The sequence below is a fragment of the Paraburkholderia sediminicola genome (assembly GCF_046026675.1).
In the GTDB taxonomy this organism is placed as follows: Bacteria; Pseudomonadota; Gammaproteobacteria; order Burkholderiales; family Burkholderiaceae; genus Paraburkholderia; species Paraburkholderia sediminicola_F.
Genome location: NZ_JAQQEY010000001.1, coordinates 1054760 through 1070022, shown reverse-complemented (window position 1 = coordinate 1070022; position 15263 = coordinate 1054760). Strand labels below are relative to the sequence as shown.

The following is a 15263-nucleotide window of genomic DNA, read 5'->3' as shown; positions in this document are numbered from 1 at the left end:
TCATTTCTCCTGAACCACGGCGCACGCGCGCCATGAAGGCTCGAACATGACAACCGCACTCGACCAACTCAAGCAATACACCACCGTCGTGGCCGATACCGGCGACTTCCAGCAGCTTGCCCAGTACAAGCCGCAGGACGCGACCACCAATCCGTCGCTGATTCTGAAGGCCGTCCAGAAAGACGACTACAAGCCGCTGCTCGAAAAGACCGTGAAGGCGCATGCGTCGAAGCCGATCGGCGCCATCATCGACCAGTTGCTGATCGCGTTCGGCACCGAAATTCTCAAGATCATCCCGGGTCGCGTGTCGACCGAAGTGGATGCTCGCCTGTCGTTCGACACCGAAGCGTCGATCGCCAAGGGCCGCGAGCTGATCGCCCTGTACAAAGACCACGGCATCGGCCGCGAACGCGTGCTGATCAAGCTGGCCTCCACCTGGGAAGGCATCCGCGCCGCCGAAGTGCTGCAAAAAGAAGGCATCCACTGCAACATGACGCTGCTGTTCTCGCTCGCGCAGGCCGCTGCCTGTGCCGAAGCAGGCGCGCAACTGATCTCGCCGTTCGTCGGCCGCATCTACGACTGGTACAAGAAGAACGCCGGCAGCGCGTGGGACGAAGCGAAAGACGGCGGCGCCAACGATCCGGGCGTCAAATCGGTACGCCGAATTTACGCGTACTACAAGAAGTTCGGCTACAAGACCGAGGTGATGGGCGCGAGCTTCCGCACCCCGGGTCAAGTTCTGGAACTGGCCGGCTGCGATCTGCTGACCATCAGCCCGGATCTGCTGCAAAAGCTGCAGGAGAGCACCGAGAAGGTCGAGCGCAAGCTGTCGCCTGAAATGGGCAAGGGCGTGGACATCGAACGCGTGCCGGTCGACGAATCGTCGTTCCGCTTCCTCGTCAACGACGAAGCGATGGCGACCGAAAAGCTCGCTGAAGGCATCCGCGCGTTCGCAGCAGACGCCGTCAAGCTGGAAAAATTGATCGAAGCGCTGCGTTAAGCCGAGCCTTCGCGGCTTGAATACGCGGTCGCACATGTGGCCGAGCAGGTAGTCCCGCGCAAGTCGTCCAATACGCGGCCCTGAGCCTTCCGGTTCAGGGCTGCGTGCCGTTTACCGGCGCACGTCAGACACCTGCCCGCCCCTCAACGCCTTACGAGATAAAGTCACAGTCGCGACTCCAACGGACGACTACAATCGTCTGCACGCTGCTCCCTCGCCGTCATTTGCCGAAGGAACGCGGCGCCGCTGACCCATATCCCGGGAGACGATCATGTACGTTCAGCCTTACGTATTTTTCAACGGACGCTGTGAAGAAGCGCTCAAGTATTACACCGAGAAGCTCGGCGCCGAAGTGTTGCTCCTGATGCGCTACAAGGACGCACCGCCCAACCCCGACCCGGAGAACCAACCGCGGCCCGGTCTGGAAGAAAAGATCATGCACGCCACGATCAAGCTCGGCTCGACTAACTGGATGGCGTCCGACGGCCACTGCGACCCTGCGGCCACGTTCAGCGGCTTCAGCCTCTCTCTGACGGCTGACAACGCCGAGTTGGGCGAAAAATATTTCAACGCGCTGGCCGACGGCGGTTCGGTGACGATGCCGTGGCAAGCCACCTTCTGGAGCAAGGGCTTCGGGATGGTGGTAGACCGCTTCGGTCTCGCATGGATGGTGACGCTGCCGGATGCCTGAGCGCGTCATGCGCGGCTGCTTCGTCGGTTGCGGCTGCGGTGTGGTGTGCGGACGCGATCGCCCTAACCATGCAGCAGCCGTGCAGTATGTAGCCGCAGCCTGTCAGGCCGCCACACCGGCTCACCCGATCAAGGTGTAAAGCTAAACATTCAACAAACTGCGCGAATGCCGTTCGATGTTCCAGTTCGGCTCGGTCTCCAGCAGCAAAGCGCGCAACCGGTCCACCTGTTCGGCAAGCCGCTGCCCGAGCCAATACGGCCCTTGCAAATCGGGCGGCAAGTCAAGCGCCGCGCCGCCGCACACCTCGGTGAGCGGCGTTGCAGCCGGAATGCCGAAGTGCGTCGCGCGGCCAAAGCGCAGCCCGCGCGCGATCGCCAACAGCATGCCGCGCACGGCGTGCACCTCGACGCCGCACTCCCGCGCATACGCAGCGCGCGCCGCGGCGTCGGCACGCATCAGCGGTCCGGTCGCCAGCAACTCCAGCGAACTGAGCACCGAACGATGCAAGCGCTGGATCTCTTCGAGCCTGGCCTGCGGCACGTCGATCTCCTTCGCCACCGAAGGCATCAGCGAGCGCAACTGCACCAGCCGCTTGTTGATCGCGAGGAAGCGTTTGACCTGTTCGTCTTCGCTGATCGTTTCGCCTTCCAGCAAACGGGTGTAGATCCGCGCACAGTCGCGCAGATTGTCGGCGATCCCATAGCGCCACGAATAGGTCGCGTGAAGCGGCAAGGCGAACGAAAATGCCAGCGCGATCACAATGCCGATCAGCACGTTCAGCGTGCGCCATAGACCGACGTCGATCAGATTGTCGCCATGACCTGCGACGATGCACATCGTGATCGCCGTCAGCAGGCCGATGTACCCCGACGATCCAATCGCGAACCACGCGCAGATCCCCGCGACGATCGACATCAGCACATAGGTGAGCGGCAGCGACCCGGTCAGATTCTGCGTCAGGATGAGCAAAAGCCCAATCACCGCGCCGAGCAGCGTTCCCGCCGCCCGGTCGGCGGCCTTCTTGCGGATGTTGCCGTGATGCTGCAAGCCGCCGATCACCACCAGCAGGGTTACCGACGACCAGATGCCGTGGGGAATGTCGATCCCGGTAGTTGCGAGAATCGACACCAGCATCGCAACGCCGACCCTCAGGCTATGCAGCACCTTCGCGTGGCGATAGCGGTAGTACGGCGACGTGATCGTTCGCACCATGCGGCTGATGGCCGAGCGGCGGACAACGACACGGGGGGAATCGGCAGAAGCCATGGCTCGCGCGACGGACGCTTTGAAGGACGGTTCCGCTATCGTGCCCTGGAGTGCCCCGGAAAGACAAACGCCCGCAAACTTTTGTCTGCGGGCGTTGCTTTTCCGGCGAGATGGAACGGCCGACTTAGCCTTCGACCACGTCCAGATAATCTTCCGGACGGGTACGGTCCTCGGCGCGCTGCATGCCGAACACACGCACCAGCAGGCTCACCACCACCGACACCACCAGGTTGACGATCAGCGACCACACGGCCGCGTAGCCCGGAATCGCCATGCCGAACAGGTGAATCGTGAAGATCGAGCCCGCCAGCTTCAGCGAAATCGCCATCCACGTGCCGGTTGCGATACCGACCGCCCAGCCAATCAGCAGGCCGCGGTAGTCGAGGACACGCGTATAGAGACCCAGCACGATGGCCGGCAGCGTCTGGATGATCCAGATGCCGCCCAGCAGTTGCAGCTGGATCGCGTACGTGAGCGGCAGACCGAGAATGAACGCGACCGCGCCGACCTTGACGATCAGCGAGACCAGCTTCGCGACGTTGGTCTCCTGCTCATGCGACATGTTGCGGTTCACAAACTCCTTGTGGATGTTGCGCGTGTACAGATTCGCTGCCGCAATCGACATGATCGCCGCCGGCACCAGCGCGCCAATACCGATCGCCGCGAAGGCTACGCCGACGAACCACGACGGGAAGAAGTGCAGGAATAGCGCCGGCACCGCGAAGTTCGGGCCGAACGCCTTGAAGTACGGCGCGAATTCCGGCATGTCCTTCACGCCGGAAGCCAGAGCCATGAAGCCCAGCAGCGCGAGCAGGCCCAGCACCAGCGAGTAGGCCGGCAGCATCGCCATGTTGCGGCGGATCGTGTTACCCGACTTCGACGACAGTACGGCGGTGATCGAGTGCGGATACAGGAACAGCGCGAGCGCCGAACCCACCGCAAGCGTCGCGTACGCGCTGTAGCCGTTCAGGCTCGACACGTCCGGTGCCTTCAGCAGCAGCTTGGCTGCCGGCACCACGCTGAAGATATGGCCGAAGCCGCCCAGTTGCGGCGGAATCACGATGATCGCGGCAAAGATCACGATATAGATCAGCACGTCCTTGACGACCGCGATCATGGCCGGCGCGCGCAGGCCCGACGTGTACGTGTATGCCGCCAGAATCGCGAACGCGATGATCAGCGGCAGATCGCCGACGAAGCCCTTGGTGTCGAAACCCAGCGCGCCGATCACCACTTCGATACCGACCAGTTGCAGCGCGATGTACGGCATCGTCGCGACAATGCCGGTCACGGCGATCGCCAGCGCCAGCATGCGGCTGCCATAGCGAGCAGAGACGAAGTCGGCCGATGTCACGTAACCCTGACGTTTGGCGATGCTCCACAGTTTCGGGAACACGACGAACGCGAACGGATAGATCAGGATCGTGTACGGCAGCGCGAAGAAACCCGTTGCACCCGCACCGAACACCAGCGCCGGCACAGCGATGAAGGTGTAAGCGGTGTACAGGTCGCCGCCCAGCAGGAACCACGTGACGACGGTGCCGAAGCGCCGGCCGCCGAGGCCCCACTCTTCCAGATGGGCCAGGTCGCCCTTGCGCCAGTGCGCCGCGACAAAGCCGAGAATGGTGACGCCGATGAAAAACAGGACGAAGACGAAAGTTGCGGTGGCGTTCATTATTGTGCGCCCCCTTGCGAGCTGCCCGTCGAGCGGGTCTTGGTCTTGAAGTACACGAGCGCCGTGATGATCGCGCTGATCAACACCCAGAGGAGCTGATACCAGTAGAAGAACGGAAAATCGAACAGCTGCGGTTCGACCTTGTTATATGACGGCACCCAGATCATTGCGATCCAGGGCAACAGCAGCAACCAGAGCCAGTGCTTGCTGGCCTTGTTCGCGTCGGCGTCGTGAGCCATGACGTCTCCTCTTCCCTATTATTGAAATGTTGGCCCGCGTGTGGACGGGTGGTGGATGTCCCGTCGCAGGTAGGCCACGGGCACCCCGAAAGCTTCGAAAGAGTATAGGAGCCGAGAACGTCCGGTCAAGCAGGGACGACCCGAGGCGCAAATGTGCCGCTGGGGCGCGCGGGGAGGCGGTTTAGCAGAGATGAGGGGCGGCCGCGAGGCGGCTGGACGCGGGGGCTGGGCCGCCGATGGGCGACATGCGTGCTGGGTAGTCCGGGGAATCGAACCGGACGTGGAATGCACTGGAAAAGCGGTTGGGAAACCGTCGCATGAGCGCAACGGGGAAGCTTGGGTCGGACAGCCTCAACCAGCCTTAAGCGGCCTCAAGCGGCCTCAAGCGGCCCGACCCATTTTCACATCAGACCGAGAACGAACTGCCGTTCTGTCCGGTCGATTCCTGCAGCCCCTTGATCCATTTGCGCGCCGGCAAGCCGAGTTCCGCTTCGATCAGCTTCGCACGCGCTTGCAGCGTCGTGAACGGCACGTCGAGCGCCGGGCCCGAGAACGCGATGGCGATGCGGTTGCCGTCATGCACTTCCGGCAGCGCGACCACGCGGCCGTCGAAGGCTTCGTTCAGGCGCTTCATGTTGCGCACGAAGCTCGGATGATCGCCGAACAGGTTCACCGTCACCACGCCCGCGTCGGTCAGGCACGCGCGCACCGCGCGGTAGAAGCCGACGCTGTCGAGCACCGGACCACGCGCGGTGGCATCGTAGACGTCGATCTGCAACGCGCCGATCGTGCCGTGGTTGGCGCGGTCGTTGACGAAGTCCCATGCGTCCATTTCGTGCACAGTCAGACGGGCGTCGTCGTGCGACAGTTCGAACATCGTGCGCGCGGCTACGACCACGGCCGGGTTCACTTCGACCGCTTCGACTTTTGCGCGCTTCAGGAAACGGTATGCAAACTTGGTCAGTGCTGCTGCGCCGAGACCAAGCTGGACGATACGCTTAGGCGTTTCGATGAACAGCAGCCAGGCCATCATCTGCTGCGCGTATTCGAGTTCGATGTGATCCGGCTTGCGCAGACGCATTGCGCCTTGCACCCATTCCGTGCCGAAGTGCAGAAAACGCACGCCGCCCTCTTCCGAGAACGTAACCGGTGCGAAACGCGGCTTGCGCGGCGCTTCGATTTGCGGCGCGTCGTGGAGATCGTCGTCGTGCAGCGCACGCTTTTTATTGCGCACTGCTTTCTGTTTGTTCAGCGTGGTGTCGTGGGCGTCAACGTCTTTGCTGCGGAAAGCACGGGCTTCAGCCGAGGCGCGCTTGATCAGTTTCGTCATGTAAGGATGTCGCGCCAGAGACGCAATTTTTGGTCGAACGAGAGCATAGCATTCGCCGGACTCGACGAAGGCAATACGAGGGTGGCGTAGCCCGCTTCGCCGATCACCGGCGCAAAGCGGCCCGCCGTCTTGCCGTTGAAGCAGACTTTCTTCAACAGCGGCGCGTGTGCGCGCAGAGAAGCAAAATCGTTGGGGCTGGCGTTGCGGATCGCGGCGTCCAGACTGCCTTCGCGTTCGCAGGCGGCGAGCACGTCCCACACGCCGATGCCGTGCGAAAGCAGACTCCGTAGCCGTTCTTCATAAGCGAGGTCGTGAAGCGGTTCGTCGAGCACCGTGCCGAGCAAACGCCAGAACTGGTTACGCGGATGCGCGTAATACTGCGTCGCGGCCAGCGATGCCTCGCCGGGAAAGCTGCCCAGAATCAGCGTGTGCGTATCCGCCGCGACGACGGGAGGAAAGCCGCGCAGCATCAGCGTTTTTCCTTACGGTCCGATGCCGGCGCGTGCCCGGATTCACGTTCGTCCCGTTCGGAAAGGTGTCCCGATTCCGCACGCGGCGCGCCATGGGAACGCGATGCCGTGTGCTCAAGCGGCCGGCCGTGTTCCCGCACATGAGTGCGCGGCGGTGCATAGACGTGGGGGGACGCTGAATACGCAGACGGTGTTTGGGCCGAAGACGCCAGATGCGCCCACAGCGCCGGCAAGATACACTCGGTGACCATCAAGGGCGCACCGTGACGCTCGAACACCGAGCGACGCGCGACCAGCGCATGCGGCGGCATGCCACCAATCTCAACCGCAGCCAACCGGTACAACGGATGACGTGCCGTTAGCCTGCGGCTCACCAGCGACGATCGCGCGACGCTGCTATCGCTATAGAGCAACTCGGCGAGCGGCCGCGTGCGCAACCTTCGCGTGGCCTGCCATACGCCGACGCTCGCGGCCAGCGGCGCGACACTATGCGCCGCGACAAACGGCACGCCGTCGACCGACAACACCACCTCCCGAACCCATACCGGCGCACGCGACACGAGGCCGAGCGCGGCGTATTCGTCGGCCCACGGCAGCGCGACGGCTTCGCGCGTCACGCGCACCGCAACCGCGCCGAGCGTGCGCAGATGCGCGGTCAGCGATCCACCGCGGGTCAACCAGTCTTTCTGGGCGGCGCTAAAACCGGGTAAGGGCGCGACACGCCAGTGGGCGTCGGCGGCATCGAAACGGATAGGCATGGTGTCGGATTATAACGGCGCAGTTGTCAGAGGATCGTGAGCCCCCCTCCTGCCGTCCTGTCAGGAACGTCAGTCGATCGCCATACCAGACGGAACCGCCTCAATCAGCGTATCGATTTCAGACAGTTCCGATTCTCCTCATCCAGCGACGCGCGATACAACCTTCGTGCTTTAACAAGTCGACGGTCCGCCCGCGATCGAAGGGCGTGCCATGTGATCGGATATTGAAGGAGATAAAGAACCATGAAAACGTTCCTGAGCGCTTCGGCGTGCGCAATGTCTGTGGTGCTGATGGCGGGTTGCGCGGCGCCACTGAACCGCGACAAAGAAACATCGTTGAACAGGGCTGTTGGCATCGAGGTGACGCCGGTTGCCAATGGCGTTTCCGTCAAGCTGCCCGAAGCCGCGCTATTCGAGTTCGGTAAATCCGAAGTGCGTGGCGATGCAGCGGCGGTGATCAATCGTTCGGCCGTTCTGCTCAAGCGCAGCAAGAAGCCCGTGCTGGTCGAAGGTTACACCGACAATGTCGGCACGCTCGACTATAACCAGCAGCTTTCCGAATCACGCGCCACTGCGGTAGGTTATGCGCTCGTGGCGCGCGGCGTGGCGATGGACCGGATCCGGACGAAGGGGTATGCGTACAACAACCCCGTCGCCAGTAACGATACGACCGAAGGGCGCGCGCTGAACCGGCGCACCGAGATCGTGGTGCGCGGCGAAACGATGGATACGCTGATGGGGGAGAAGTAGGCGTTTGCCGCCTGATGTGAGGTTCGAAAAAACGCCCGCGTCATGCGGGCGTTTCTACGTGTGCGGTCTTTTTGATGCGACTTTGCAGTTTCAGTGCAACTCTCGCGAACATCTATCGAGCGGCTGACATCGTCCGCAGACGAGCCGCCACGCGCTCGACCACCGGCTCCCATGCACCCGGCCGCGGTTGCCGGAACAGGTCAACCGAGTCGTACCACGGTTGCGTCTCCTCATTGCCCCACGCCCAATGCGACACGTGATCGAGCATCGCCAGCACCGGGCGCCCTAGCGCGCCGCCCAGATGCAACGGCGCACTGTCGATGGTGAGCACCGCATCGAGCGCGCTCACGTACGCGGCCACGTCGTCGAAACCGGCCTGATAGTGCTCAGTCAAATCGCAAACGCGATACCCCTCTCTGCTCAGCGCCGCCACATCGGCGTCACGGCCCGGCGTCAGCGGATGGAACACAATATGGGGAAGCGTGAGCACCGGAGCCAGCGCAACAAGTGGAATCGATCGCTTCGCGTCACGACGATGCGTCGGGCTGCCCGACCAGACGAGGCCGACATGCAATCCCGTCGCCTCCCCACCCCGTGCGCTGATCCGCTCGCGCCATGTCGCCACGCGGCTTGCATCGGCAGACAGATAGGCACCGCCGCGCACCTGGTCAGGGCGCAAGTCAAGCACCGACGGCACGCTCATGATCGGCAGCCCGAAGTGGGGCTTGCCGAGCGGTCCATCCTCGATGGACACGCAATCCGCGTAAAAGCGCGTAAACAGCGGCTGTAACGCCCGGCGCACTGCGAGCACCAGTCGACCGCCTTCGTCGCTTACGCGCGCCGCCAGTTCGTGCACGAAACGCACCATCTGGATATCGTCGCCGTTGCCCTGTTCGCTGTGCACGATCAAGGTCTTGCCAGCCAGCGGTTGACCCTGCCAGCGCGGACACAGCCGTTCCATCACCGTCACAACGTTGTTGGGCTCGCGATCGTCGCGCGTCAGACGCGCCGCGAAGTGCGGCCATGCGCTCGACCAGTCGCCACGCCTCAGCTTCAGATCGGCCAGATCGACGGCCGCCTGCGATGCGGACGGGTCGAGCGTGAGCGCTGCGTGCAGCGCTGCTTCGCTTTCTGCAAAACGCGCCTGCTCGGCCAGATACATGCCGATCGCTCCCAGCGCCTGGGCATTGCCGGGCGCTGCGGCATCGACAGCGCGCATGGTTGCCTCGGCCGCGGCGGCGTCGTTGCACTGCCATTGCGCATGGCTCAGTTGCCAGGCGATTTCTGCATCGGCGGGATTGCGTGTCAGCACCTCACGGCAAACGCGTTCGACCGTGGGCCAATCGCGAATCTCACGGAAAGCCAGCACGAGTTGCAACGGCAGCGCGGGGTGGATCGCCGGATCGAGCACATAGGCCTGTAACAGCGCCGCGCGACGCTCGGCTCGCGCACTCGCATCCGCCGACGCCGCAAGCGCAATCGCCAACCACCAGGGGGCGCGGGCATCCTGTGGCTCGCGTTGCTCATACGCGCGCAACATGTGTGCCGCCGCCGAATGCGCACCGCAGCGATCGATCAACCAGACGATCCATTCGAGCGTCGCTGCCGACGGTTGGGCGGTTACCGCCGACTCGCTGTTGCGCTGCGCGGCGTCAGCGCGGCCGAGTGCGTCGGCGAACAGGGCTAACCGGGCATAACGCGCGCCGTTCGCTGCCGCCTGCGCCTGCGCCTGCGATGCACTGTGATACGCCGCTTCGAACCGCCCCGCACTCGCGCACAGATCTGCGTGCAATTGCGGCGTGAGACCCTCTGCGACGAGTTCAAGGGCTCGTCGCTCAGCGGCATCAAAATTTTGCTCGCGCAAGATTGACCACAGAATGAACACGGGATCGGCGGGTTTCACCAAGGTGGAATCGGACATAGGAATACAGAGAGTTGTCGCGACGCGGGAACGCGCAATCGCAGAAATAAGACTCGGTGCATAAATGGCTTAGAGATTGCAAACAATCCCCCTACGCATCCGAATTTTGATCGCACGAGCATAAGACAAATGCGCGCCATCACATCTCACAAATCAATCTCAATATAGTGTTGTTGAATATATTTGATTAGTTAACCATAATTATTTTCCGGCCGATTTTTAATGGCTCACAAAATCGTCCGGATCGACAACAAACACACAGGAGCAAAGGTTTGACCACTACGAACTCAAAAGAAACTTCTGACCGCATTGCTCATCTGGCGGCGGTCGTCCTACGGCGCCCGGGCGCCTTGTATCTGGAAAAGGAACTCGCCGGTTCGGCGCTCGCGCAGCATCACACATCGAAACAGACCAGCGCGGCGATCGGCAGTCTCGCGGCGAAAGTACTGGCCGATCACCTCGCGTGCCCGGAAGCAAAGGAACTCGCTGGCTCCGTGCTATCGCAAATGCGGCATTCGCATGGTCAGGCGCCCGCGCATTAAGACGTCACCGTTACCCACTTAAGTCCCGGCGCAAAACCTGCGCCGGGAAAGTAGACAAAAAAAATGCGCTGCCAAGGCAGCGCATTTTTTCAATCACAAGCGTCAGAACAACGCCGGTCCAGGCTCAATTCAAACTCGAAAGCTCAACCCGCACGCACCAGCAACAACGCGTTGGTACGCTTCACAAAGCTTGCCGGATCTTCCAGCGCGCCGCCTTCAGCAAGCAAAGCCTGATCGAACAACAGATGACACCAGTCATCGAAATTCGCGCTGTCCGCATGCAAGCCCTTCACCAGCGCATGCTCCGGATTCACTTCGAGAATCGGGTGGAACGACGGTGCTTCCTGGCCTGCCGCCTTCAGCATACGTTGTAGATAGCCGCTCATTTCGCCATCGTCGGCCACGAGGCAGGACGGCGAATCGGTCAGACGGAACGTCAAGCGCACGTCCTTGGCCTTGTCCTTCAGCGCTTCTTTCATCTTGTCGACAAGCGGCTTGAACTCTTCGCCGACCTTCTCCTGCGCCTGCTTTTCTTCGTCATTCAGCGCGCCCAGATCGAGATCGCCGCGCGCGACGCTTTGCAGCGGCTTGCCGTCGAATTCGTTCAGGAACGACAGCATCCACTCATCGACGCGATCGGTCAGCAGCAGGACTTCCACGCCCTTCTTGCGGAACACCTCAAGATGCGGGCTGTGGGTCGCGGCCTGCCAGGTGTCGGCCGTCACGTAGTAGATCTTCGTTTGCTCGGGCTTCATCCGCGCAACGTAATCGGCGAGCGAGACTGTTTGCTCCGGCGATTCCGTATGCGTCGACGCGAAACGCACCAGCTTCGCAATACGCTCGCGATTGGCGAAGTCTTCGCCGATGCCCTCCTTCAGCACCTGACCGAATTCCTTCCAGAAGCCGGCGTACTTTTCCTTATCGGCGTCGTTCTCAGCGTTCGCCAATTCTTCGAGCATTGACAGCGAACGCTTGGTTACGCCTTCGCGAATCGCCTTCACGTCGCGGCTTTCCTGCAGGATTTCGCGCGACACGTTCAACGGCAGATCCGCCGAATCGACCACGCCCCTCACGAAACGCAGATAGCCCGGCAGCAGTTGCTCGGCGTCGTCCATGATGAACACGCGCTTCACGTACAGCTTCAGGCCGGCGCGATGATCGCGGTTGAACATGTCGAACGGCGCATGCGTCGGCACGTACAGCAGTTGCGTGTATTCGCTGCGGCCTTCAACGCGGTTATGCGTCCACGTCAGCGGATCCTGGTGATCATGCGAGAGGTGCTGGTAGAACTGCTTATACTGCTCTTCGGTAATGTCGTTCTTCGAACGGGTCCACAGCGCGCTCGCCTGGTTGACGGTCTCGTCCTCGTCCTTCGTGACCATCTCGCTCTTTTCAGCGTCCCACTCTTCCTTCGCCATCAGGATGGGCAACGCGACGTGGTCCGAATACTTCTGGATGATCGACTTCAGACGATGCGACGACAGCAGCTCGTCTTCATCGGCGCGCAGATGCAGCGTGATGGTCGTACCGCGCGCGGCGCGCTCGATCTGCTCGACCGCAAAATCACCCTCGCCTGCGCTTTCCCAGCGCACGCCTTCCGAGGCCGGCAAACCGGCACGGCGGGTTTCGACCGTGATCCTGTCCGCGACGATGAAGCCCGAGTAAAAGCCTACGCCAAACTGACCGATCAGCGCCGCATCTTTCTGCTGGTCGCCGGAGAGCTTGCCGAAGAATTCCTTGGTGCCCGAGCGCGCAATCGTGCCGAGGTTGGCGATCGCTTCGTCACGGCTCATGCCGATGCCGTTGTCGTCGAGCGTGATGGTGCGTGCGGCCTTGTCGTACGACACGCGAATCCGCAGATTCGGATCGTTTTCGTACAGCGCGCTGTTTTCGATCGCTTCGAAGCGCAGCTTGTCGGCCGCGTCGGACGCGTTCGAAATCAGCTCGCGCAGAAAGATCTCTTTGTTGCTGTACAGCGAATGGATCATCAGGTGCAGAAGTTGTTTAACTTCTGCCTGAAAGCTCATGGTTTCTTGTGCCATGGTCGGACTTCCTCTCTGTTACGAATGGGGTTCTAGTCAGGCGTGGCGCACGGCCGCGGGCCGCCTGGGCCGCTGGGGCCGTGCCGCCGCATGGCCGGATTGCCGTGTCGTCGCTAAGTTGGGGCGGCCCGGCACGGTTTCAAGAGGCGCGTCGCGCGACGCTGTCGAGATAGCGGCACAGGAACGTCGACAGCTCAGGATCGCCGCAGTTGGCGATGTTGAAGCGCATCCACGTGGTGGGCGATTGCAACGGAGAAAACAGACTGCCAGGCGTCAGCAGAAAACCTTCTTCGTGGCCGGCGGCCGCGAGCGCGCTCGCATCGACGCCCGTATCCGCCCACAGGAACATGCCCGCCGCGGGCGTCAGAAACAGCTTCATGCCGGTCTTTTCGAGCATCCGCACCGATTTTTCGCGCACGCCGTCGAGCCGCGCGCGCAGCCGCTCGACGTGCCGGCGGTAATGGCCCTCAGTGAGAATCTTGTAGAGCACGCGCTCGTTCAGTTCGGGACTCGTCATGCCGACCAGCATTTTCTGATCGCTGACGGCCGTGGCCACTTCAGGCGCGCAAGCGATAAAACCCACGCGGAGATTGGGCGCGAGCGTCTTCGAAAAGCTGCTCAGGTAGATCACGCGCTTCAACTGGTCGAGGCTCGCGAGTCGCGTGCCTGGATAGCTCGGCGGGCACAGATCGCCGTAAATATCGTCTTCGACGACGATGAAATCGTAGGCCTCGGCGAGACGCAGAATGCGGAACGCTTGAGCGGGCGTGAGCGAGGTGCCGGTGGGATTCTGCAACACCGAATTGATCACCAGCATTTTCGGCCGCCAGGTCTCGACGAGCGACTCAAGCGCGTCGAGATCCGGTCCATCCGGCGTGTACGGCATACCGACCAGCCGTGCGCCTTGCGACGCGAAGCGCCCGAACATCTGAAACCAGGCCGGATCGCCGACGATCACCGCATCGCCCGGCTTCACGTAAATCCGCGAAATCAGATCGATCGCCTGGGTGATGCCGGAGACCATCACGATCTGATCCGGCGAAGCACCGATTTCCAGCTCCTCCAGCCGCGTCTGCAACTGTTGGCGCAGCGGCAAAAAACCTTGCGGCGTGCCGATGCCGAGCATCTGCGCACCGCTTTGCCGGCCCAGCGTGCGCAGCGCGTTGGTGATCAGATCGCCGTCGAGCCAGCGGCCCGGCAAGTAGCCGAGGCCCGGACTGCGCTCGGGGCGCGCGCCCGTATGCAACATGTTGCGCAGTAGCCAGACGACATCGATCGTGGCGGGCGCAGGCGCCGCTGCGGCGATCGTGCGGATCTCGGCCGTAGGCGTAGCGCCCAATCGTTCGCGCACATAGAAGCCAGAACCGCGCCGCGACTCCAGGTAGCCCTGCGCCACCAGCCGCTCATACGCCTCGACCACAGTGAAGCGCGATACGCCCTTGTCCAGCGCCAGCTTGCGGATCGACGGCATGCGCATGCCGGGACGGAACACGCGCTCCTCGATGCGGCGGCGCGCCCACTGGACGAGCTGTTCGACCAGCGTCAGCGAAGTCGTATCGTGAGGCGTGGGAATCTGGGTAAGCGGGACGGACATAACGGGCTCCAACTGTACCGAACGGTATCGAGTCGATTGTACCGTTACTGTGCCGGTCGCCGCCGCTACATTTAAGATAAGCAACGGATGATGAAGCGGCCCGGGTTGCATCCCGCCGCTCACGAGCGACCTCGGGCAAGACCCGCCCAAACGCCATCCGCCTGGCCCGCCGACCCGGCAAACGGTTATGCTTACGACCCCGGCAACGCTGCTGCCGCACCCGGCGCGCGTTCCGGCTTACCGCAGAAACCGATTTCCTGATCCGCCATGACTGCCCATTCGCTCCGTCTCGATCACCTCGTGATTTCCGCCCGTACCCTCGACGAGGGCACGCAGTACGTTGCCGACACGCTCGGCATCGCACCGGCCGGCGGCGGCGCGCATCCGCTGATGCGCACGCACAATCGTCTGCTGAATCTGTGGGGCGGCGTGTATCTGGAAGTCATCGCGGTCGACCCGCAGGCAGCAGAACCCGCGGATGGCGCCGCGTCCCGTGCCCGCCTGTTCGCCCTCGACGACCCTGCAACGCAAACGCGGCTCGAAAAAGGGCCGTACCTGTCGCACTGGGTCGCCCGAGTCGACCGGCCGAAGCAGCTTGCGGCGTGGCAGACGCAGTATCCGCTGCGCATCGCACCGATCGTGCCGATGACGCGCGGCGATTTCAGGTGGAGCCTGTCGGTGCCTGACGATGGCGCCTTCCCCGCGTGGCAAGGCGCCGGCGACGGTGTACTGCCGACGCTGATCCAGTGGGACACGCCGCGGCACCCGTCGGCGATCCTGCCGGAAACGGATATCGCGCTGAAAGCCTTGAAAGCAGCACATCCGCAGGCCGACACGATCGCTGCGCAATTGCACTGGCTGGGCGCGGCGCACCTGATCGCGCTCGAGTCCACGGAAGGCGCAGCGGCGCTCGTCGCCGAGTTTGAAACACCCGAGGGTCTACGGACCCTTAAATAGGCAGCGCGCGTGGGCCGTCAACTCGCGC

14 protein-coding genes are annotated in these 15263 nt (G+C 62.6%); 5 read left to right on the top strand and 9 right to left on the bottom strand.

Features of this window, described 5'->3' with window-relative positions:
- Positions 1-46 precede the first annotated feature (46 nt).
- The gene (gene tal, locus PQQ86_RS04650; RefSeq protein ID WP_408265137.1) at positions 47-1000 is read left to right on the top strand and encodes a transaldolase; all 954 of its coding nucleotides are present in this window, start codon (positions 47-49) and stop codon (positions 998-1000) included.
- A 271-nt stretch (positions 1001-1271) separates the two neighbouring features.
- Positions 1272-1691, top strand: coding sequence for a VOC family protein (locus PQQ86_RS04645; protein WP_097391790.1), 420 nt, complete (start codon positions 1272-1274; stop codon positions 1689-1691).
- 141 nt (positions 1692-1832) lie between these two features.
- On the opposite strand, the gene PQQ86_RS04640 is transcribed toward PQQ86_RS04645, so the two are convergent.
- The 6 genes from PQQ86_RS04640 to PQQ86_RS04615 form a co-directional block, all read right to left on the bottom strand.
- A complete protein-coding gene (locus PQQ86_RS04640; protein ID WP_408265136.1) occupies positions 1833-2957 on the bottom strand; it encodes an FUSC family protein in 1125 nt (374 codons plus the stop codon).
- Between the two features lie 124 nt (positions 2958-3081).
- Entirely contained in the window at positions 3082-4632 is a 1551-nt protein-coding gene (gene mctP / locus PQQ86_RS04635; RefSeq protein WP_408265135.1) for a monocarboxylate uptake permease MctP, read from the bottom strand.
- The gene (locus tag PQQ86_RS04630; RefSeq protein WP_175052778.1) at positions 4632-4871 is read right to left on the bottom strand and encodes a DUF3311 domain-containing protein; all 240 of its coding nucleotides are present in this window, start codon (positions 4869-4871) and stop codon (positions 4632-4634) included. The genes mctP and PQQ86_RS04630 overlap by 1 nt, the downstream gene beginning before the upstream one ends.
- A 406-nt stretch (positions 4872-5277) precedes the next feature.
- A complete protein-coding gene (locus PQQ86_RS04625) occupies positions 5278-6201 on the bottom strand; it encodes a class I SAM-dependent methyltransferase (protein WP_408265134.1) in 924 nt (307 codons plus the stop codon).
- Positions 6198-6671: a DNA-deoxyinosine glycosylase gene (locus tag PQQ86_RS04620; protein WP_408265133.1), complete on the bottom strand. Its 474-nt coding sequence runs from the start codon at positions 6669-6671 to the stop codon at positions 6198-6200. Before PQQ86_RS04620 ends, PQQ86_RS04625 begins: the two co-directional genes overlap by 4 nt.
- Positions 6671-7429: a chorismate--pyruvate lyase family protein gene (locus PQQ86_RS04615; protein ID WP_408265132.1), complete on the bottom strand. Its 759-nt coding sequence runs from the start codon at positions 7427-7429 to the stop codon at positions 6671-6673. Before PQQ86_RS04615 ends, PQQ86_RS04620 begins: the two co-directional genes overlap by 1 nt.
- 243 nt (positions 7430-7672) lie before the next feature.
- Here PQQ86_RS04615 and PQQ86_RS04610 point away from each other — a divergent pair, with 243 nt between their 5' ends.
- Complete coding sequence (locus PQQ86_RS04610) at positions 7673-8179, top strand: OmpA family protein (RefSeq protein WP_408265131.1); 507 nt, start codon at positions 7673-7675, stop codon at positions 8177-8179.
- A 112-nt stretch (positions 8180-8291) separates the two neighbouring features.
- Here the strand turns inward: PQQ86_RS04610 and PQQ86_RS04605 are convergent, their stop codons facing one another.
- Positions 8292-10100 carry a hypothetical protein gene (locus tag PQQ86_RS04605; RefSeq protein ID WP_408265130.1) on the bottom strand — a complete coding sequence of 603 codons (1809 nt, stop codon included), beginning with the start codon at positions 10098-10100 and terminating at the stop codon, positions 8292-8294.
- Positions 10101-10372: 272 nt separating this feature from the next.
- Here PQQ86_RS04605 and PQQ86_RS04600 point away from each other — a divergent pair, with 272 nt between their 5' ends.
- Positions 10373-10642 carry a hypothetical protein gene (locus PQQ86_RS04600; RefSeq protein WP_408265129.1) on the top strand — a complete coding sequence of 90 codons (270 nt, stop codon included), beginning with the start codon at positions 10373-10375 and terminating at the stop codon, positions 10640-10642.
- A 143-nt stretch (positions 10643-10785) separates the two neighbouring features.
- On the opposite strand, the gene htpG is transcribed toward PQQ86_RS04600, so the two are convergent.
- Both htpG and PQQ86_RS04590 read right to left on the bottom strand, forming a co-directional pair.
- The gene (gene htpG, locus PQQ86_RS04595; protein ID WP_408265128.1) at positions 10786-12684 is read right to left on the bottom strand and encodes a molecular chaperone HtpG; all 1899 of its coding nucleotides are present in this window, start codon (positions 12682-12684) and stop codon (positions 10786-10788) included.
- A 139-nt stretch (positions 12685-12823) separates the two neighbouring features.
- Positions 12824-14278, bottom strand: coding sequence for an aminotransferase-like domain-containing protein (locus PQQ86_RS04590; protein WP_408265127.1), 1455 nt, complete (start codon positions 14276-14278; stop codon positions 12824-12826).
- A 267-nt stretch (positions 14279-14545) separates the two neighbouring features.
- Between PQQ86_RS04590 and PQQ86_RS04585 the strand changes: the two genes are divergently transcribed.
- Positions 14546-15235 (top strand): VOC family protein, encoded by a 690-nt coding sequence (locus tag PQQ86_RS04585; RefSeq protein WP_408265126.1) that lies wholly within the window; start codon positions 14546-14548, stop codon positions 15233-15235.
- The last annotated feature ends 28 nt before the right edge of the window (positions 15236-15263 follow it).

Coding starts and splice junctions, on each gene's coding strand:
- htpG (WP_408265128.1), bottom strand. CDS start 12,684: ATGGCACAAGAAACCATGAGCTTTCAGGCAGAAGTTAAACAACTTCTG.
- PQQ86_RS04625 (WP_408265134.1), bottom strand. CDS start 6,201: ATGACGAAACTGATCAAGCGCGCCTCGGCTGAAGCCCGTGCTTTCCGC.
- PQQ86_RS04615 (WP_408265132.1), bottom strand. CDS start 7,429: ATGCCTATCCGTTTCGATGCCGCCGACGCCCACTGGCGTGTCGCGCCC.
- PQQ86_RS04640 (WP_408265136.1), bottom strand. CDS start 2,957: ATGGCTTCTGCCGATTCCCCCCGTGTCGTTGTCCGCCGCTCGGCCATC.
- mctP (WP_408265135.1), bottom strand. CDS start 4,632: ATGAACGCCACCGCAACTTTCGTCTTCGTCCTGTTTTTCATCGGCGTC.
- PQQ86_RS04645 (WP_097391790.1), top strand. CDS start 1,272: ATGTACGTTCAGCCTTACGTATTTTTCAACGGACGCTGTGAAGAAGCG.
- PQQ86_RS04630 (WP_175052778.1), bottom strand. CDS start 4,871: ATGGCTCACGACGCCGACGCGAACAAGGCCAGCAAGCACTGGCTCTGG.
- PQQ86_RS04610 (WP_408265131.1), top strand. CDS start 7,673: ATGAAAACGTTCCTGAGCGCTTCGGCGTGCGCAATGTCTGTGGTGCTG.
- PQQ86_RS04605 (WP_408265130.1), bottom strand. CDS start 10,100: ATGTCCGATTCCACCTTGGTGAAACCCGCCGATCCCGTGTTCATTCTG.
- PQQ86_RS04585 (WP_408265126.1), top strand. CDS start 14,546: ATGACTGCCCATTCGCTCCGTCTCGATCACCTCGTGATTTCCGCCCGT.
- tal (WP_408265137.1), top strand. CDS start 47: ATGACAACCGCACTCGACCAACTCAAGCAATACACCACCGTCGTGGCC.
- PQQ86_RS04590 (WP_408265127.1), bottom strand. CDS start 14,278: ATGTCCGTCCCGCTTACCCAGATTCCCACGCCTCACGATACGACTTCG.
- PQQ86_RS04620 (WP_408265133.1), bottom strand. CDS start 6,671: ATGCTGCGCGGCTTTCCTCCCGTCGTCGCGGCGGATACGCACACGCTG.